Annotated in this window: 23 protein-coding genes; 9 read left to right on the top strand and 14 right to left on the bottom strand. The window is 43.1% G+C overall.

Annotated features, from left to right (window positions below; translation table 11 throughout):
* The 3 genes from ANME2D_RS18560 to ANME2D_RS10720 all read left to right on the top strand — a co-directional run.
* The coding region (locus ANME2D_RS18560) for a hypothetical protein (RefSeq protein WP_048091496.1) at window positions 1-199 on the top strand (199 nt) is incomplete at its 5' end.
* Window positions 196-681, top strand: a complete 486-nt coding sequence (locus ANME2D_RS10725) for a hypothetical protein (RefSeq protein WP_052368851.1) — start codon at window positions 196-198, stop codon at window positions 679-681. The genes ANME2D_RS18560 and ANME2D_RS10725, both read left to right, overlap by 4 nt.
* A 29-nt stretch (window positions 682-710) precedes the next feature.
* Window positions 711-1,166: a YdeI/OmpD-associated family protein gene (locus ANME2D_RS10720; RefSeq protein WP_048091494.1), complete on the top strand. Its 456-nt coding sequence runs from the start codon at window positions 711-713 to the stop codon at window positions 1,164-1,166.
* A gap of 72 nt (window positions 1,167-1,238) precedes the next feature.
* Here the strand turns inward: ANME2D_RS10720 and ANME2D_RS10715 are convergent, their stop codons facing one another.
* Window positions 1,239-1,691 (bottom strand): undecaprenyl-diphosphate phosphatase, encoded by a 453-nt coding sequence (locus ANME2D_RS10715; RefSeq protein ID WP_052368849.1) that lies wholly within the window; start codon window positions 1,689-1,691, stop codon window positions 1,239-1,241.
* 91 nt (window positions 1,692-1,782) lie between these two features.
* Complete coding sequence (locus ANME2D_RS10710) at window positions 1,783-2,586, bottom strand: alkaline phosphatase (protein WP_277812941.1); 804 nt, start codon at window positions 2,584-2,586, stop codon at window positions 1,783-1,785.
* 532 nt (window positions 2,587-3,118) lie between these two features.
* Between ANME2D_RS10710 and ANME2D_RS10705 the strand changes: the two genes are divergently transcribed.
* Window positions 3,119-3,922, top strand: coding sequence for a DNA-methyltransferase (locus ANME2D_RS10705; protein ID WP_048091493.1), 804 nt, complete (start codon window positions 3,119-3,121; stop codon window positions 3,920-3,922).
* Window positions 3,915-4,445, top strand: a complete 531-nt coding sequence (locus ANME2D_RS10700) for a hypothetical protein (protein ID WP_048091491.1) — start codon at window positions 3,915-3,917, stop codon at window positions 4,443-4,445. Before ANME2D_RS10705 ends, ANME2D_RS10700 begins: the two co-directional genes overlap by 8 nt.
* 16 nt (window positions 4,446-4,461) lie before the next feature.
* Here ANME2D_RS10700 and ANME2D_RS10695 read toward each other — a convergent pair whose 3' ends face one another.
* Complete coding sequence (locus ANME2D_RS10695; RefSeq protein ID WP_048091486.1) at window positions 4,462-4,722, bottom strand: hypothetical protein; 261 nt, start codon at window positions 4,720-4,722, stop codon at window positions 4,462-4,464.
* 29 nt (window positions 4,723-4,751) lie between these two features.
* Here ANME2D_RS10695 and ANME2D_RS10690 point away from each other — a divergent pair, with 29 nt between their 5' ends.
* On the top strand, window positions 4,752-5,006 hold the full coding sequence (locus ANME2D_RS10690; protein WP_052368844.1) for a hypothetical protein: 255 nt from the start codon (window positions 4,752-4,754) through the stop codon (window positions 5,004-5,006).
* Window positions 5,007-5,128: 122 nt separating this feature from the next.
* Here the strand turns inward: ANME2D_RS10690 and ANME2D_RS10685 are convergent, their stop codons facing one another.
* Window positions 5,129-5,563 carry a flavodoxin domain-containing protein gene (locus ANME2D_RS10685; RefSeq protein ID WP_048091484.1) on the bottom strand — a complete coding sequence of 145 codons (435 nt, stop codon included), beginning with the start codon at window positions 5,561-5,563 and terminating at the stop codon, window positions 5,129-5,131.
* A 159-nt stretch (window positions 5,564-5,722) separates the two neighbouring features.
* Between ANME2D_RS10685 and ANME2D_RS10680 the strand changes: the two genes are divergently transcribed.
* The gene (locus ANME2D_RS10680) at window positions 5,723-7,120 is read left to right on the top strand and encodes an SLC13 family permease (RefSeq protein WP_048091483.1); all 1,398 of its coding nucleotides are present in this window, start codon (window positions 5,723-5,725) and stop codon (window positions 7,118-7,120) included.
* A gap of 55 nt (window positions 7,121-7,175) precedes the next feature.
* Here the strand turns inward: ANME2D_RS10680 and ANME2D_RS10675 are convergent, their stop codons facing one another.
* The 9 genes from ANME2D_RS10675 to ANME2D_RS10640 form a co-directional block, all read right to left on the bottom strand.
* Entirely contained in the window at window positions 7,176-7,469 is a 294-nt protein-coding gene (locus ANME2D_RS10675) for a GYD domain-containing protein (protein WP_048091480.1), read from the bottom strand.
* A gap of 140 nt (window positions 7,470-7,609) precedes the next feature.
* Entirely contained in the window at window positions 7,610-8,776 is a 1,167-nt protein-coding gene (locus tag ANME2D_RS10670) for an acyltransferase family protein (RefSeq protein WP_198527411.1), read from the bottom strand.
* A gap of 342 nt (window positions 8,777-9,118) precedes the next feature.
* Complete coding sequence (locus ANME2D_RS10665; RefSeq protein WP_052368842.1) at window positions 9,119-9,844, bottom strand: DUF305 domain-containing protein; 726 nt, start codon at window positions 9,842-9,844, stop codon at window positions 9,119-9,121.
* A 188-nt stretch (window positions 9,845-10,032) separates the two neighbouring features.
* Window positions 10,033-10,143 (bottom strand): hypothetical protein, encoded by a 111-nt coding sequence (locus ANME2D_RS19055; protein WP_394295707.1) that lies wholly within the window; start codon window positions 10,141-10,143, stop codon window positions 10,033-10,035.
* A 17-nt stretch (window positions 10,144-10,160) separates the two neighbouring features.
* A complete protein-coding gene (porB, locus tag ANME2D_RS10660; RefSeq protein ID WP_102044986.1) occupies window positions 10,161-11,033 on the bottom strand; it encodes a pyruvate synthase subunit PorB in 873 nt (290 codons plus the stop codon).
* On the bottom strand, window positions 11,030-12,217 hold the full coding sequence (gene porA, locus ANME2D_RS10655) for a pyruvate synthase subunit PorA (RefSeq protein ID WP_048091474.1): 1,188 nt from the start codon (window positions 12,215-12,217) through the stop codon (window positions 11,030-11,032). The genes porB and porA overlap by 4 nt, the downstream gene beginning before the upstream one ends.
* A complete protein-coding gene (locus ANME2D_RS10650) occupies window positions 12,214-12,474 on the bottom strand; it encodes a 4Fe-4S binding protein (RefSeq protein WP_048091470.1) in 261 nt (86 codons plus the stop codon). The genes porA and ANME2D_RS10650 overlap by 4 nt, the downstream gene beginning before the upstream one ends.
* Entirely contained in the window at window positions 12,471-13,016 is a 546-nt protein-coding gene (locus tag ANME2D_RS10645; protein WP_048091468.1) for a pyruvate ferredoxin oxidoreductase subunit gamma, read from the bottom strand. Before ANME2D_RS10645 ends, ANME2D_RS10650 begins: the two co-directional genes overlap by 4 nt.
* A 48-nt stretch (window positions 13,017-13,064) precedes the next feature.
* Window positions 13,065-13,850, bottom strand: coding sequence for a type II CAAX endopeptidase family protein (locus tag ANME2D_RS10640; RefSeq protein WP_048091467.1), 786 nt, complete (start codon window positions 13,848-13,850; stop codon window positions 13,065-13,067).
* 141 nt (window positions 13,851-13,991) lie between these two features.
* On the opposite strand from ANME2D_RS10640, the gene ANME2D_RS10635 reads away from it, so the two are divergent.
* Together ANME2D_RS10635 and ANME2D_RS10630 are read left to right on the top strand one after the other, a co-directional pair.
* Window positions 13,992-15,263, top strand: a complete 1,272-nt coding sequence (locus ANME2D_RS10635; RefSeq protein ID WP_048091891.1) for an ATP-binding protein — start codon at window positions 13,992-13,994, stop codon at window positions 15,261-15,263.
* A complete protein-coding gene (locus ANME2D_RS10630; protein ID WP_048091465.1) occupies window positions 15,260-16,000 on the top strand; it encodes an MBL fold metallo-hydrolase in 741 nt (246 codons plus the stop codon). The genes ANME2D_RS10635 and ANME2D_RS10630 overlap by 4 nt, the downstream gene beginning before the upstream one ends.
* Here the strand turns inward: ANME2D_RS10630 and ANME2D_RS10625 are convergent, their stop codons facing one another.
* Window positions 16,001-18,586: a DEAD/DEAH box helicase gene (locus ANME2D_RS10625; RefSeq protein ID WP_052368840.1), complete on the bottom strand. Its 2,586-nt coding sequence runs from the start codon at window positions 18,584-18,586 to the stop codon at window positions 16,001-16,003.
* Between the last annotated feature and the right edge of the window lie 121 nt (window positions 18,587-18,707).

Below are 18,707 nucleotides of genomic sequence, written 5' to 3'. Positions count from 1 at the left end.
GCAATGTATAAGAGCAGGATTAGCTGATGAACTGCATATTGATATCATACCGGTATTTCTGAAAGCTGGTTTCCGGCCATTTGAAGATATAGGCAATAAATCAATCAAGGTGGAAAGAATAAAAGTGGTGGAACTTCCAGCTGGCAGGACACATCTTAGATTCCGTTTCGTAAAACCGAGAACGAGCGAATCATCATGACATGGAACAACACAAACGCCCAAGCTCAAAAGCGACCGTCAAAGCCGAATCTCGCGCTCAAAAGCCTTGAAGTATTTATTGGCGAGTGGGACATGGAAGTATCGAGAGCGTCATTTCTTCCTAATCCATCTGCCACAGTAGATGGATATGCCACCATCGAGTGGTTGGACAAGGGAGCCTTTCTCGTGATTCGCCAGGGTGAAAAACACCATCCTCCTTTCTCAACTTGGATAATCGGTCGTGATGAATCGACTGAGATCTACAAAATGCTCTACTTCGACAGCCGCGGAGTTTCAAGGATATATGACATGAGCTTTCATAATGGCGTCTGGAAGATATGGCGAAACAACTCAGGTTTCTCCCAGCACTTCACAGGCAAGTTCAGCAAAGATCGTAAGACAATTTCCGCACAATGGGAAAAATCAAGCGACGGCAAGACTTGGGAACACGACTTTGACTTAACGTATACAAGAGTTAAGTAGGTCAAAGAATTTGCTGCCAAAGATCAAAAATGGAATTCGTTGTAAAAGTCCATAAACTTGGCATCAACCCGTGCGTTGATGTGCCGGAGCGGATCGTCAACGCGCTTTTGCGCGATGCCAAAAAACAGAGCGGCCCTGTGCAGGTAAAAGGCACTCTCGATGGCGCGGCATTTGAAACAAGTGTTGTGAAGTACAGCGGCGGGTGGCGCCTGTATTTGAATACTCAGATGCGGAAAGACGCCGGCGTTGACGTTGGAGATACTGTTCACTTCACGCTTCAATATGATCCTGTGCCGCGCGTGCGCGTGCCGCCAATGCCGGAGACATTGAGAGTGGCGCTTGCCAAAAACAAATACGCCAAAGAACGCTGGCACCTCCAACCCCGATCACGGCGCAAAGAAATCCTGGCCTACCTCAATTCGCTCAAGACAAAAGAGAGCCTGGAGCGGAATGTGTGCAAAATAATTAAAATGTTGGTAAAATAACTTTATGAACAAAGGACTTACCGCAAAAGAACTGGAAAATGATGCTTGAAGTTAATTCTCATTTCATTCTGATCAAAATATGTTATACAATGAAGATATTATAACAAAAAGTATAATGATAAAACCAAACCCTGAGCAGAAATAGCCAAAATTAATCTTTTCTGCAAGTTTTACAAGTGATTTTATTGTCAGCAAACCAAAAATTAACGAAGCAATTATTCCAGGAATGATCATAATATCAAATGTGCTGTTTTTCAGTAATCCGAGCAGGACCTCTACACCAAAAACGGCAGGGATACTTACAAGAAAGCTAACCCTCAACGCTTCTCTAGCTGAATAACCTCTGAACAACAATGTCGAAACTGTTGTTCCCGACCTGCTCAAGCCTGGAATAGCCGTAAAACCCTGGGCAATTCCCAGGTAAATTGAATCTTTGAACATCAGCTCTTTTTCAGTGTTCTTCTTCTTTTTAGCAGTCCACTGGAATATTCCGGTCAATATCAGGAAAAATGCTATTAACAGCATTGCTGCATTGCCTGCAAAATTCGACAACCCCCTTCTAATTAAAAAATTCCGCCAGTAAGCTTTCCCGGCGGATCATATTTCAACGCTGTTATTATTCAATAGCTTCTGCCATTACTCCATAAAGGTCTGTATTGTCAACAGCCCTGCCTAACGCTTCGCTGTCAGTACCCTGGCTCCAGATAATGGTATCTCCTCCAGTATGCTCATCCGATGTCCAGCCTGCGTCCACGAATTCGCCGGCTTTGAGAATATGATCAGGTCCATTTACAGCAAAACCACCTGTTTCATGATCCGCAACAACAATGAGCAGGGTATGTTGTTTTCTTTTCGGGCTTGCATTAATCCAGTCCAGAACGGTCTTTACTGCCTCATCAAAGGCTAAGGTATCCCCTATCTGATATTCAAGATTATTGGCATGGTTAGCCCAGTCGATCTGTGAGCCTTCGACCATGAGGAAGAAACCGTCCTTATCCTTTTCCAGGATCTCCAGAGCTGCACCGGTCATCTCTGATAATTTCGGCTCTGTGGTTTCTGGAGTGCGAAGGTATGATGGTGTCATGCCGCTGTTATTAAAAAGCCCGAGAAGTTTCAGGCTCCCATTCCCAACAGCAGAGTCCATTTCTGATTTGGTATAGACCACTGAATAGCCTTTTTGCAGTGCTTCGTTGATGAAATTGCCGTAAGTACCGCATGCATCCGGCTTTGTGGAATTGAATTTTGCCACACCTCCTCCCAGCATTACATCAGGTTCAGTCAACTGAACGTACTGCCTGGCTATTTCATTCTCGCATCCCCTGGACTTAATATGCGAGCCGAATACCGCGGGGGTGGCGTGAGTAATCGTGGAAGTAGCCACAAGACCCGTTGCCATTCCTTTATCTCTTGCAAATTCCAGGATGCTGGGGTTATAGGGTTTCCCGTCTGGGTGATAGCATATCTCGCATGAAGATGAATCCTGCTGAAATAAACAAGGGGTAGAGAGAATATATTCCGTATTTTAAGCTCTCATAAGCGATGAAAAAAATGCTGCCAGCAAGCATTATCAGCCATACATTATTGGTCACATATTCATAGATTATTCACCTCGATTTGAGGAATCTGGCATGAGCAGAGAAACGAATTATGGGGAACATTCTGGTATTCGTACTCTTTGGTACATTCATTTATTCGCAGAATGTTAACCAGACTCTGTGACGAGCTCAAGACCCAGACACAGATTGGTCTACTCTGCTTATACCAGATAGATTAGAAAAACATGGCAACCGTTATTAATTTTTTCATGTTCATTTATGAACAGCAGTTCATAGCCGACTCTGTGGTTTCACAAATTGACACTAATATCCCGTCTAATTATTAGATGGGCTCATATAGAAGATAGTTATTAAATATCGGGCATATATTTGATTTACATTTGATAGGAGATTTAAATGGATACTAAACTCTACTACCATACAGATTCAATTACAATTTATAAAGATGATATCTTAAAAACAGATTGTGTGCCAGATGAAACTATTGATTTAATTGTTACCTCTCCCCCCTATAACGTAGATATCAAGTACAATTCTCATGATGATAAAATATCTTATGAAGATTATAAGGTATTTACTGAGAAGTGGATTACTAAATGTTACAAACTTGCAAAGGATGATGGGCGATTCTGTTTAAATATACCTCTTGATAAAAATAAAGGAGGTCAGCAGAGTGTATATGCAGACATCACCACTATTGCAAAAAATGTTGGTTGGAAATATCATACTACCATTATATGGAATGAACAGAATATCTCAAGAAGGACAGCATGGGGTTCATGGCTATCCGCATCTGCTCCGTTTGTCATAGCACCTGTTGAAGTTATTATTGTTCTTTATAAAAATAAATGGAAAAAGACAGGTGGTAGTCAAAAATCGGATATAAATAGAGACGAATTCATGGAATGGACAAATGGAGTCTGGAACTTTAACGGGGAGAGTAAAAAAAGAGTAGGTCATCCTGCACCATTTCCAGTTGAATTACCCAGAAGATGTATAAAATTATTTAGCTTTATTGGCGATACCGTTCTTGACCCATTCCTCGGTAGTGGGACCACGCTTATTTCTTGCTTTGAAACTGGCAGAACAGGAATTGGAGTAGAAATTGATTCAAATTATTGTGAACTGGCAAAACAACGACTAATAAAAGAGGCAAAAGTGGATGAAAGGACACTTGAATCTATAAAATGTTATGCCTAACCGACGAAATCAATATGATAATAGAGACTGCTTAGAGCGTGGTGAAAGCGCAGAATTACAGTTTACTAATATTATAAGAAGTAGGGGCTGGGAAGTTATACCTGCAACTCGTGAGCAAGATATTTATGAACATTGGGATATATTAATTAAAAAAGCTGATAAAAAATATAAAGTTGATATCAAGGGAATGAAAAGAATAAATAGAAAGGATGATGCACAGGATGATTGGATCTGGATTGAATTGCACGGAGTAAGAGAATACGATGAGGGATGGCTTTATGGTAGTAGTTCTGATATCATAGCTTTTGAAAAGAGAGATTCTTTTATTATGGTGGAAAGAAGCAATTTGATAGATTTAATTCCAAGAATAATTGATTTAGAAAGCAGGGTCTACTCCTCTTTTAATGCAAAATATAAAGTGTATCATAGACCCGGACGACCTGATAAAATTACACTAATTGAAACCAAACAAATCGAACCCATTAAATGTGCCGAATGGGAAAAAATGATGCTGATAGAATAATTCCATTGGTCATCGGTTAAGAGTATTTCTTCACTGACAGAAGCTGGGGAATATCATAGATTGTGGTAGAAGGTTCAATATTGATTACGGTTGCTTCTATCCCCAGATCCTCAATAATCTTTGCACCGATTCCAGGTCCGCCACCTATATCGATTATCACATCACCTTTGTTTAAATGACCTGACAGGACGTCTTTGACTAATTCGTGCATTACACTGATTTTTTTTGCAAAAGTATTTGCATAGTCTATGCCGTTGAATTTAGAAATACTGTCCATAATAATCTCTCAAAATAATGCGTTTCTAAATGTGCCTTGTTTACAGAGAAGAGAAACCTGGCGGCATAAGAAGACTATTGAAGAGAGCTTTCGATTATAAGAGAATAAAGCAAAAGCTCTGGTATGTGCCCATCATTTTCTTGATGCCTCTTCTATACTTGCTGACCTACGGGGTAATGCGCCTGATCGGGTTACCACTCCCCCCGGAAACACGCATTCTGTTTCTGACGATACCGATCCTTTTTGTTGCGTTCTTTATCGCCGCTATAGGTGAAGAGCTATAACAACACCGGAAAAAGCGTATTTGCGGCAATCCTCTTTCATGCCAAAGCAGGCTTGCAATAGAGATGGCTCACTGCTGCGAGAACGGTTTGTCATGTTTTCTGCCATTTCGCCACGCGTATGTTTACTTCATCATCTTGATTCTGCATGCCAGCAGCGAGCCCGCACGCCTGCACAGTTCAAGCTCCTCATCGCCCGGCATCCTCTTTATGTTCAGGTCCTCTACCATCTCTACACCGCAGGAGGTTAGTATCCTGTTGATCTCCTGCGTGGCTTCAAGGCTCCAGCCGTATGAACCGAACGCAAGTCCGACTTTTCCTGACAGGTTTATCCCAGCAAGCCCGTTCAGGAATTTTTTCACTGTAGGCATCATGGCATGATTATAATTTGGTGAGCCGATTGCTACTGCATCCGCATCCCTGAGCTCGTCCACGTTCGCATCGTTCACGTTTTTCAGCACGGTCTCTATCCCTTCTGCCCTTGCTCCTTCCTCTATTGCCACTGCCATACGCTCGGTGTTGTGCGAGCCTGTGCCGTAGATGATCACAAGCTTTGACATTTTTGACGTGCCCCCGATTTATAATTGTTTTCATGCTATTTCTACTTTCTCCCAGATCTAAGACGAGAATGGTAGACAGGATCAGGTAGGAACTTATTTGAGAAATAAAAATAATTCTCACATAAAAAGCCACATGAAATCAGAGCATAAGGAGGTATCATGAGGTTGATGATCTCAAGACAGAATACGGGTCTTGTACTGGGTCCTTTGCTCTTTTTGCTCATTCTTTTCTCTGACATAGAAGGACTGTCATGGCAGGCAAAAGCTATAGCAGCAGGCACAGCATGGATTGCATGCTGGTGGCTGACAGAGGCGATTCCCATTCCTGCTACTTCGCTTTTGCCGATAATTCTTTTTCCTATGCTTGGGGTGCTTGAAGTCGGAACAGTCACAGCGGAGTACGGGAACCCGATAATCTTCCTTCTTATAGGGGGATTTTTCATAGCCATCGCTATGGAGAAATGGAGGCTTCACGTCAGAATCGCACTGATGATAATAAAAGTAATAGGGACAAGCCCGAGGAAAATAATAGCAGGGTTCATGTTTGCAACTGCTTTTATTTCGGCATGGATAAGCAACACCGCAACTGCTATGATGATGGTTCCGATAGCCACAGCAGTGATATACCATGCATCAGGATCTGGAGAGGACAGGAATTTCAACACAGCGATCATACTCTCTGTTGCGTATGCAGCCTCTATTGGGGGAGTGGCGACCCTTATAGGCACAATTCCAAACCTGATCTTTGCGGGCATATACCGCACACTTTTTGAAAAGGAACTAACATTTTTGCAATGGGCATACTTTGGAGCACCGTTAGCGTTTTTTATACTGATAATATGCTGGGCATATCTTGTCTATATAGCATACCCGCCAAGGGTGGAATCACTGGGAAATGGGATCGAGAATGAAATCAAGAAACTTGGAAATTTCACAGCAGAAGAAAAAAGAGTACTGGCAGTATTCTTACTTGTAGCTCTACTCTGGATCACGAGAGCACTGTGGGGCAGATACCTGCCCATGATCCAGGATTCAAGCATTGCTGTTTTTGGGGCTTTTCTTTTGTTCCTGATACCCTCTAAAAAAGGTGAGGCATTGCTGAAGTGGAACGATGCTGTGAAGCTGCCGTGGGATGTAGTGCTTTTACTGGGTGCCGGGTTAGCGATCGCCAGAGGCTTTACGGAAACAGGTCTTGATGCATGGATTGCGCAGATGCTGCTTTTTCTCAGGGACATGTCTGCTGTTATGATAATACTGGCGGTTGTGGCTCTCATAGTTTTCCTGACTGAAATAACCTCAAATACCGCCACGGCCACAATTATATTGCCTGTAACAGCTTCGCTTGCAGTCGCTCTTGGTATGGAACCTGCAGGATTGATGATCGCAGCAGCCATGTCTTCCTCACTTGCTTTCATGCTGCCAGTAGCAACGCCGCCTAATGCCATAGTGTTCGGTACCGGCTATGTAACGATCCCCCAGATGGCAAGAGCAGGGCTGTGGATGAACCTGCTTTGTATAGCGATTATAACTTCATTCATTACTTTTATGCTGCACTAAATTGAAGTTATGTGTTAATTTTATCATTGAGAGCGGGGTCGGTTATAATTATAAGTTAGGGCAGTGCTCCAACGAGGTTCCTGAATTCCTCTTCTGTAAAGGCGCGGAGAGTCTCAGCTTGAACATTGCCCAATGAACTAACGGCTGCAACCGCCTTAACTATTGTTTCATCATCCGGTGCTTCAGCTATGAATATAGTATCGTATCGACCCATGAGTGCATAGAACTCTTCCACTTTTGCGTTCATTTCCTGAAAGAGTCGTTTTGCTGCTTCTACCCTGGCTGGGCTCTCCTTTATATGTTCAATGCCTTTTTGCGTAAAGCGAAACAGTATTATATATTTTGACATGAAAACTCACCTCCTCTGGTTTCTTTAAAATTGCCAGAAATTTTTTATTAAGATTCAAACTCATTTCTAACCCCACTCCATATTCTAATTAATCTCAAAACGATTAATAATTTTTGGTCGTGTCTGTAATTAATACTCTTTCATAAAATCCTCCTTGCGAGCGGAAGTTTCCTTATGTAGTTACTTATCAGGAAACAAATGGCCACTGCCAGGGGGGCTACCAGAACAAATTTGAGAAGAGGATTCAGTGCAATCCCTTGCAGCCTAAGCGCAAGGAAGACGATAATCGGTAAATGGAATATATATACTGTATATGCACTTGCAGACATTGCTTCTGTCAGTCTTCCCTGATAATCGTATTTCTCGCGGAATAGGACTAATAAGGCCATGATAATAGCTATACCAATGAATTGTTCCCATAATGCGAATGTAAAAGCCTGCCAGTAAAATCCTCCGTAACGTCGGGTTAGATCTCCAGTGTTTATATACAATCCAAGCAAGAACGGAAAGAGAATGATGAGAACTACTGAGATCTGAAGCCACAACCTGCCTGTCTCTCTGGATATCCGCAAGAACCAGTTGCCTCTATAGGCGATTAAGCCAACAATAAACATAGCGATATATTGAGGAAAAAAAGCAATCTGTAAATTGAGAAGTTTAAAATTCCAATTTGAGGGGAGCCAAATCCTTACAATAAATGTGACTATCCCTAAAATAAGAGCAAAAATCGCTATAGTCTTGTTTCCCGGAATCTTAATCTCTGTGTTTGTACTTTTTACCAGTCGGCGCCATAGAACATAAGCACCGTTAAAGATAAGCAATACTTCAAGGAACCATAAGGGTCCGCTGCCAAGGATTTCGTAATTCCCCATATACAAGCCGAGAAAATCAAAAAAGGATCCTACAAATTCTTTTGTTGATACTGCTATTGCGTATGCCATAAGTGGATGAATAAAAATGATATAAAATAGCAGGGGTGTGCCCAACCTTAGCAGCCTATCCTTGAAAAAAGGCCATGCTCCTTTTCGGTCATAAGAGTCAGGTGTAAAATAGCCTGAAATCATGAAAAAGAAGCCCATAAAAAAGGACTCAGTTACAGCAAGAAATGATAGATAGAAGATACTTTCTAAGATACTTTGAATTATCCCAGGCGGCTGACCTTCATGATAAGGCCGGTTACTTAATGGAGATCCATATATTAGGGCCAGATTAAACAAAATTACCAGGATTATAAGTGAGGTTCTCAGGTTATCAATGAAAAAAACCCGCTTTTTTGACATTTCATTATACCTCTTTAAATATTTCAAAGAATTCTTTTTTTCTTTTTAATACCTGGATGTTTCTTAAATGTGATTGGATGATGAATATATATAAATGCTTTGAGAAAAAAATGCCCCTTTTAATAGCTTTTCTATTTGATTAGAGGTTTTTAAATACATTTTTTATCTTCACTTCAACCCCTTTAACATGAACAGAAACACGGTTACACATCTCTTTAAAGAGATTGCCGATAAAACAGGCATTGACATATCTGCCCAAACACTTAGAAGCGTATTTACCAGAGAGATGAGCTTAAAAGGTGTACAGGATAGATATGTTGATGCCTTTTACGGTAGAACGCCTCAAAGCGTTCTTGAAACGTTCAATATTTATGTACTCGTCATCATGCATCTTCCCATCGAATTCATTGGAACTTCGACTCCATACCATGATTTGTACCAGGAACGCATGTCATTGATTTCCCTTGTCTGTGCAGTTTTTATGTCTGCTGCAAGCTGTTTTAGCTCCTCACGCTCTGCCTTTTGAAGCGCATGATCAGCCATCATGACCGCCATCTGATGATGATGGATCATCTGTTCGATGAACTCTTTATCAAAAGGATCGGCGTTCTTGAGACTTTCAATATTTACGTCCTCGCCCATCATGCCTTTTCCCATTCCCGTCGAATTCGTTGGAACTTCGGTTCCATACCACGATTTGTACCAGGAGCGCATGTCATTGATTTCCCTGGTCTGTGTAATTTTTATGTCTGCTGCAAGCTGTTTTAGCTCCTCATGCTCTGCCTTTTGAAGCGCAAGATCAGCCATCATGACCGCCATCTGATGATGAGGAATCATATGCTCGATGAAGTTGCGATCAATATCTCCCATCATTCCTCCCATCATTCCACCACCCATCATTGTATTGTTGGCTTTTGATGACATCATATCCTCCGGACAGTCCGCGTTCATATCTGTCATCCTTTCAGGAATATACTTATGGTTTTGCATATCTCCTGTATTTCTACCACTCATATGTTGGGCCATCGCAGAAGTTGTGCCAGATACCAGTATTATCCCAATTATACTGGCCATAGTTATCATTTTATTTTTCATATTCTCATCCCCTCGCCAGAACAAATATCTATTATCCACTGCTTAAAAATCAAACTTCATGGCATATTAAGTTTACCGTGTTTATTATATGCTGCTTAAATTCACCACTGTTAGTATATCCTGACCCGGGCAATTACTGCCTTCGACGGCGCTAGCATTTTATAAAAAGAGGGATTTACCCTCGGGATTTACGGACTTACCTTTATATTGCCTCCTCCCAATGTGCCATTTGCCGTGTAGGATATTGTAGGTATGCTGATAGCGAAGGTATCTCTCTTGCCAGGTTTCCCGTTATCCACTGCAGTAATTGAACTTCTCACTCCAGCCCGAAATGCTTGGCATTCCAGTCAGCAGTCGCCTGTATCTTCTTGATCTCATCGGCTCCGCCCGGCATAGTAAAGAGGTGCTTGAACCTTCCCTGTACCTTGAGATACTCCTCAACCGGCTTTCTGTTCCTCAATTTCCTCACGTTTGTAATAGTGCCGTTCTCCATCTCGTACAGCGGCCACATCGCAGTCTCAACAGCCAGCTTTCCTACCTCTATGGTCTTTGAACCTTCAAATTTCCATCCAGTGCAGCAGGGTGCATGTACATGCACATATGTAGGTCCTTTTATCTCTGCTGCCTTTTTCACTTTTTTCATCATATCCGGGGCATACGCTACAGATGCCGTGGCTACATAGGGTGAGCCGTGAGCAGCAATGATTGCAGGCATGTTCTTCTTTTGCAGCGGATTACCAAATGAGACCTTACCAGCAGGGCTTGTGGTTGTACTTGCATATAATGGTGTTGCACCACTTCGCTGCACACCTGTATTCATGTATGCCTCATTATCAATGCACACATAAATAATATCATGCCCCCTCTCAAAAGCCCCTGATATTGCCTGAAGCCCGATATCCAGTGTAGCGCCATCGCCTCCGATTGCCACTATTTTGGTATTGCTCTTCTTTCCAAGTGCCTTGAGCGCTGCCTCAACACCGGATGCAACCGCCGCTGCGTTCTCAAAGAGCGAGTGTACCCAGGGTACATCCCATGCCGACTCAGGGTAGGGTGTTGTAAAGACCTCAAGACAGCCTGTAGGGCTGACCACGATACAATCAGAACCTAACGCATCAAGCACGAACTTCCCTGCAAGGGCATCACAGCACCCTGCACATCCGCGATGACCCGGTGCAAGCAGGCTCATACCAGATCCTCCCTCAGGTCTGCGAATTCGCTTTCAATAAATATCCCCTTCTCCACTAACTTTGCTTTATTAACTATTTTCATGATCGTGCTCACAGGAATATCGCGCCCTCCATGACCCAGCATAAAGCCTATAACAGGAGTACGAACACCGGCATTATACAGGCAGGCTTTTACCTCTGTACACAGGGCACCCTCATTTTTACCGATCGAGATATTCTTATCAAGGGTTATGACAACCTTTGCATTTCTCAATGCCTTTCTTATAGCCTCTGCAGGGAAGGGTCTGAACGACCTGACCTTAAGAAGTCCAACAGTTTCTCCTTCGCTTCGCAGCATATCTATAGTATCCTTAACCGTGCCGATTACAGAACCCATCGCCATTATCACAATCTCTGCATCATCCAGTGCATAACCATCAATCAGGCCGCCGTAATATCGCCCATATTTCTCCATGAACTCGTTGGCGACCTCCTCGATCCTCTCTAATGCCTCTCCCATGGCTTTCTCCTGCTTGTACCTGAACTCAGTATATGTGCTCGGATCTGCAAACGCCCCGAACGACATGGGATTCTTAGGATCAAGCACGAACTCAGGAGAATAGGAAGGCAGGAACTCATCTGTCAGGCTCTGTTCAAGTAAGATAACAGGCTCATAGACATGTGAAAGTATGAACCCGTCCATACATGCCATAGCCGGTAATAGTACCTCTGAATCCTCTGCGATCTTATAGAGCTGCGGTATCATATCTGCAGATTCCTGGACATCCTCTGCATAGAGCTGGATCCAGCCCGTGTCCCTCTGCGCGATTGAGTCCTGCTGGTCATTCCATATATTGATCGGCGCACTGAGCGCCCTGTTCACCACTGTCATAATAATAGGTAATCTCATACCCGAGGCATTGAATAAGGCCTCATGCATCAGCGCAAGGCCCTGCGAAGTCGTAGAGGAATAGGTGCGCGCCCCTGCTGCACTTGCCCCTATCAGTGCTGATATAGCAGAGAACTCGGATTCTACGTTCATAGACTCACAGTCTATCTCGCCATCCGCCACAAACTGGGATAGATTCTCTACAATATGTGTCTGCGGTGTTATGGGGTACGCTGATATCACATTGGGCCTGCATACCTTGACTGCGTGAGCAACAGCATAAGAGCCCTCTACAACAATCATTCTATTCCTCATTTCCCCTCCAGCACCATCAATATCGCTTTCTTGGGACATTCGTTTGCGCAGATACCGCAACCTTTACAGAATTCATAATCTGGTTCATAATACCCGTTCTCTAACTTATAGACAATTCCTTCCGGGCAATACATCGCACAAATCCCGCATTTGCTGCATAGCTTATGGTCGAAAACCGGCATGAACGAGCGCCAGGCTCCGGTCTTATTGACCCGCGTGCTCCCTGGTTTAGTTACTGTCTTAATAATCAGCTTCATCGCTGTGTCTCCATAAGATCGTAAGCTGCCTGAATAGCTTTTGCATTCTTTTCCCCGATAGGTCCAGGGAAGCGTTCCATAACTGCGTTTATTATCGATTCAGGTCTGATGAGACCCGAAACGCCAGCAAATGCCCCGATTAATGTGGTATTGACAATGGGTTTTCCAATAAAATCCATTGCTAATTTTGTTGCATCAAGCGTTTTTATAGAAGCTTTTGTATCAAATTTGAAGGATGATGGGTTCTTCTCCGTATTTATCAATATGATCCCATCGCACTTGGCTCCTTTTTCAACGTCAACCACATCAACCAGTGTTGCATCCTGTACTATCACATAATCAGGTTCGTATATCTGGCTCCTCAGGCGTATTGGTTTGTCACTCAGGCGCACAAATGCAGTTACAGGAGCACCTCTTCTTTCTACACCAAATGCAGGAAAAGCCTGGCTGTATTTCCCATCCTCAAATGCAGCCACTGCCAGAAGTTCGGCTGCGGTCACAGAACCCTGCCCGCCACGACCATGTATTCGTATCTCCTTCATTTCTTTTTCTCCAAAGATAATAATATGCACTACCTTATTTTTTAATCATTAACCGTAATGGATGCCTTTCACAATTGCATTAAGGTATTTATTCTTTACTATGACGTACCATACTATAAGAGTCCCGATCATAAGTGCCAGTAACCCCATTATACCCGCTTCAGGGCCTGCAGGTCCACCTGTGAATTCAGGCTCTGTTACTGTAATATCAAAAATGCCAAGCCCGCTCCTTAACGAGAAGACATGGTACTGGAAGAAGTTCCATGAATAATGAAACCCGCAGGACATTTTTAAACCACCTGCAAGATACAATAGAGCAAGGAGTATGCCGGCTATACTTACAGTGATAAACATAATTAATGCATTGAAAGTCCCGATATCAAGGCTCAATATAGACGGGATATGCAGTCCAGAAAAAAGGATTGAGGTTGTGATAACTGCATTCCTTATGCCCAGGCTATTTATCAGTTTAGGAAGAATGTAGCCCCGAAAGGACATCTCCTCCCCCAGTGCAACAAGAAGCTGAAAAATTACATATGCTATCAGTAGATAAAATGTGTTCGGATAAAGCTCTCCAGGTTTAATCCAGCCAAGCCATAACTCAAGTATAAATATCAAAGATATAAGGACAAAACCAAAAAGGAAGCCGGGTTCCCATGATGTACCCCATTTGAATCCACCTTCCATATCTTTTAATATATAAAGTACAGCGATAATAAACAGATATGCGATAAAAGCTATACCCGGGATATATGCAGATACCAGTACAATCAGTACTAAAATGAAATAAAATGCAATGCTTGCCTGTATTCCAGTTGTATCCCTGTTATCCATAGATTTGATTATTATAACTAAATTATTTTTCTTTGTATATTAAGGTTTACTGGGCTTATAATAATCATATATAGTATAAATTAAATTGAATTATTTTTAGTAAAGTATATCTCATTTGATAACATAACAATGAAGTTCATTATGGCAGACGATAAACTCTTAATAACAGAGCTTGTACTAACGGCATATCTATATAACCAGTCTGATAAGCTTGGTGTGGACGATCTTCCACAGAAGATACGGAAGCATTACTGGAATGAGAAAGAGAAAACGGTCAAACGTCCTATCTATGTCACTGAAGGCGATATAAGAGCTATTTATGGTCTTGAGAATGTGAAAAACAGTACGAAAATGCTGCCGTTCCTGGAGTTCGAAGAGTTTGGCTCTCAGATAAAACTGACCGTCTTTGAGCTCTGCACAAAATGGTTTGCAAAGCATGCTGAGGCGATTGAGAGTATTGATAAGAACCCCATCCTTGCTTCCTTTTTTGAGAGTTATGATTCACTTCCGGTGAGCTATGAGAGAGCAAAAGCATCCAACGTACCAAAAGAGAGCGGAAGAGAATGGATAAACTCCCTTATTAAAGCAATAGAATCTGAGAAAGGATCTGAAGATATGCTGAGGCTTGTGAACATAGTCGCACCTGAGGATATCAAGCAGGATCTGAAAGACCTTGTCCTCACAAAGGAGCAGGAGGATGAGATCGAGAAGATGGCAAAGGCAATCCAGTACCGTGATTACCTGAGGCGAATCGGCCTTACGGAGATAGGTAAACTCCTGTTCGTGGGCCCTCCTGGTACAGGGAAAACATCACTTGCACGCTCACTATCTGGAAAACTAAGAATTCCCATTGTGGAAGTAAAACTCTCCCAGATAGCAGATCAGTACCTGGGCGAGACTGCCAAGAACATAGACAGGGTTTTTGAACTTGCAAAACGCCTGAGCCCATGCATACTCTTTATTGATGAGTTTGATTTCGTGGCAAAAGCACGGGCAACTGACGAGCATGCCGCATTAAAGAGGGCTGTAAACACCCTGTTAAAAGCCATAGACGAGATAAGCCTGGTAGATTACGGGGTTCTCCTCATAGGTGCAACAAACCATCCCACTATACTCGACCATGCTGCCTGGAGACGGTTCGATGAGATAGTGGAATTCACACTTCCTGATAAAGACATGCGCAAAAAGATACTGGATATCGTGCTGCGCGAGATTGAGGGTACCTTCGATACAGAGGAGATCGCAAAAAGGACTGAAGGATATTCAGGCTCAGATCTGCGGTTGATCGTCAGGGAAGCTGTGCTCAACGGTCTTATAACTGAGAGAACAGTACTGACCCAGCAGGATCTATTACGCGGGGTAGGTGAGTTCAATAAGAGGATCCCGCTCAGGACAATGGATGAAGCTAGATGAAAGTAACCCTGCTTGGAACAGGCGATGCTGTAGGGACACCCAAGATCGGGTGCTCATGCCCCGCCTGCCTTGACGCGCACACAGGCGGAAGAAGCAGGAGGCTTCGATTCTCTGTACTGGTAGAATCTTTATCAGGCAGGTTACTTATTGATACCAGTCCAGATCTTCGGTGGCAGCTTTTGAAAAAAGGGATTAATCGTGTTGATGGTGTGGTATGGACACACTCGCATTACGATCACTATGCAGGTTTTGGGGATTTTCACCGCATACAGAATAATGTGAACGTGTATGGATTGAAAAATACGCTTGATTATATACTGAATTACCTTAGCTTCATGAAGCCCATCAGGCATGATGTGAGCTTTTATACGCCTTTTGAGTTAATCGGCCTTAACATAATACTGGTAGAGGTAATCCATCCACCTCTTCAGGAATCCGCTGGCGTAATCATAACAGACGGAAGAAGTAAGGTTGTGATTACAGGTGATACTACCAGAGATATACCCCAGAAAAGCCTTGAACTTATGTACCAGCCTGATCTTCTTATTGCCGATGCCATAATTCCACCCAGAGGGAAATTACCCAAGCATATGAATTCACTGGAGGCCATGGAGCTTGCTTTTGAATTAGAGGCAAAGAATGTCGTACTTACCCATATAAGCCATAATTTTCCTCCACATGATGAATCTATTAGAGAATGGCCACTGGGATATGATGGCATGGAGTTTGAGTTTTAATTATACGAATGGCTTTATTATCCTTGGCGTCTGACTGAACTTGATCCTCAACTTCTCTTTTGTCCTTGCGCTCTCTGAGGTTATTACGAGGCTGCTGTCATGGTTCTGGATCTTAAATTTTGCCTCTTTTGCCTGGTAGTTAAGGGGCTTCAATCCGGTCGCGGCGTGCACGATTATCGTGCCGCCAGGCTTTATTATTATAAGCCTCTGCCCTTCATTTCTGTCATCTTTTCTGCCTGAGTACTCTATTTCGGCATGACCGGCGATAAGATACACAGGATGGTTATCAGGATGGTTCTCAAGCTGCTCGATCAATTCCTCTATGATATCGTGTATATCCTGTCTCTCCACAGATGATATGGGCGTATGTTCCTGTTCTTTTACCATGATATCGGCAATCTTATCCACGGTACTCCATGGCAGGGCATCAACCAGACACTCTCGCATGATATCTTCGTCAGGAACCAGCCTCTGCTGTAGATGGTCAGTCTGGTATCTCTCAAGTTCTTTTAATATGCGTTTTGCTTTTGTCTCATCTATCCCGGTGGCTTTGAGCGTCTGCGGTGTTCGGGCTGCCAGCTCCTGGATATCCGTGATACCGTGCTGGATAAGGGTTTTTATTGTTCTTATATCGATAGATTGAATCTGCAATAGCGATTCTGCCTCATCCGGTATACTGTTCCTGATTAGTGTACCCATGTTTTTTACTATTGCTGTATTGGTAGGAGTTGAGTAGTGCTGGAAAACATGTTCCAGTGCTTTAAGCAATCTCTCTGCATTCTGTTTTATGACCCAGCCATCACTTCTGAATTCAGCAGGTATCTCCCCGTGCATATATGCCAGCAGGATAGCCGCAACTTTTAGTGATCCTCCTTTCAGGTTGATTGTCCTGTTTTTAATGATATTCTTGATCAGGGCATGTTCTTTTGGCCGGATTACGATCTCGCTGAACTCATTCGCTTTTGATACTGTTTCCAGCACTTCTGATAATGCGATATCCTCCTTTTTCGCGAATTCTCTGAACAATATAGCTGTCTTTATTTTAACATAATAGATGGATGTTATAATGCCAAGCTGGGTTGGCCGGAAATCATACGTATCAGGGTTAAAATCTATAAAACCATTCGAAATAAGTGTTTTAACTTCATCCTTAACTTTCTCGCCAGGATCAAGATTATTATATTTTAGCGGGTTTTTCCTCACACACCGATATAGAAATGTGGTTTTAATCCATTCTCTTGCATCATTGATATTGTTAATCGTACCCATGGCGATTTCAGCATTAATGTGCTCGGAAAGAGATTCATGCAGTACAGATTCTATCTCTTTTCCCTCTTTCAGAATCTGCCTGTACACCCCTGCTTTTGTATAGGGAACAATCACCCACCCATATCCCCTGTCATCGTACTGCGGTCTTCCTGCCCTGCCAAGCATCTGAAGCAGGTCTATAGGACTTAGCTCTTTATTACCCTCAAGCGGGTCGTTTATCTCCACGTCCCGTATTACTACCACCCTGGCTGGAAGATTGACACCCCATGCCAGAGTAGAGGTCGATATAAGGACTTTTATAACACCCCTGCGGAACAGGTTCTCTACAGTATCGCGATCCATCTTGCCAAGTCCTGCATGGTGGAAAGCTATTCCCAATCGGATCGTCTGGACCAGTGTCTGGTTCTTTATCAGCTTTCCCAGCTCTGATACATACCTGTATTCAGCTTCTGTAAGGTACATCCTGCCGTCTTTCTCGAACAACTCAAGAAGCTTTTTAGCCGATCTGACAGTGTCATCCCTTGATGACACAAAGATGAGTGCCTGATGACCCTCTCGCAGGGGTTTTCTGATCAGGTTGAGCGCTTTGTAGAGCCGTATGTATTTGTTGATGAAATCGCTTTCTTTAGGGTCATAGGCAAGGATATCCGTATCGAGCTTGACCGGCCTGTAGCTGTCATCAAATTTAAGAATCTCCCTCTCATCTGCACCTATCCACCCTGCAACATCCTCGATATTGGGCATGGTGGCGCTGAGGGCTACTATCCGAAGCCTCCCTTTATTTATCCGCTTCATACGGCTGATCAGAACTTCTAAAGTCCCTCCCCTCACATCAGAATCTATGAGATGCACCTCATCTATTATGACGCATGATATATCGCGTACAAAGGCAAACCTGTCGGTCTGGTGTTTCCTGGTCGCCGAATCCCATTTTTCAGGTGTTGTTATGATCACGTCAGCCTCAGCCGCGTGTTTTTCAGACAATTCCCGCTCACCTGAGACGACATACACATCAAAGCCTATCTTTTTAAAGGCACCGTTCCATTCTGATTCCTTCTCATTGGTAAGGGCGCGCATGGGCGCAATATACAGTATCTTACCATGCGACGGTCTGGAGAGCTCATGAACCATGGCGGCTATAGCCACTACCGTCTTACCGCTCGCAGTCGGTGCAGCCACAACGCAGTGCCTGTCGGACTCCATGATAACAGGCACTGCCAGGGACTGCATACGGTTAAACATCTGGAAGGGAAAAAGAGACCTGAAACGCTCATCAATAACATCATCGACTTTTAGGGAGGAATGTTCTGAAATCATGATCGCTTCGCTTCTATACGAATAAAGAACACTATTACCATATAACTTTGGGTGTTTTCATTATCAAGCTATCAGATATCCAAGTAGAATACCAATTAGTTAGGTTTATATACAATGAGAT

Source organism: Candidatus Methanoperedens nitratireducens, assembly GCF_000685155.1.
GTDB classification, from domain to species: domain Archaea; phylum Halobacteriota; class Methanosarcinia; order Methanosarcinales; family Methanoperedenaceae; genus Methanoperedens; species Methanoperedens nitratireducens.
The sequence above is the reverse complement of the archived record's forward strand: the minus strand, read 5'-3'. Positions and strand labels throughout refer to the sequence as shown.